The 325-nt window shown below is 72.3% G+C and carries 1 pseudogene; it reads left to right on the top strand.

The features are described from left to right. Positions 1-272 (top strand): annotated as a pseudogene (locus tag ACLZOT_RS51090) (hypothetical protein); the annotation flags it as partial. Positions 273-325 lie beyond the last annotated feature (53 nt).

The raw sequence follows: 325 nt of genomic DNA, 5'->3' as shown, positions 1-325 counted from the left end.
CCGCCCACGCGGCATCTCATTTCCTGGAGGCCGCGGAGACCACCCTCCGTCTGCCGCACCCCTCCAGCCCCATCGGCCCGTACTACCTGAAGAACGGCCTGGTCATCGACCACGCCACGGCCCGCTCCTACCTGCGGCGCACCTCGGATGCCCTCCGCGACGCAGCCAAGGAACTCGACGACCACCTCGACCTCCACCGCTTCTTCCGCCCGCCCTCCCACCACGAGAGCACCGTGCCACCGCCGCCCAAACCGAGCGGTCGCCGCCGTTGACCGGGCCGCCCCCCTACACGAGGCGTCCCCTGAGCCGCCCCGCCCACCTCAGC

This window comes from Streptomyces sp. 4F14, assembly GCF_048159485.1.
Taxonomy (GTDB): domain Bacteria; phylum Actinomycetota; class Actinomycetes; order Streptomycetales; family Streptomycetaceae; genus Streptomyces.
This window is presented reverse-complemented; position numbering and strand designations above follow the sequence as displayed.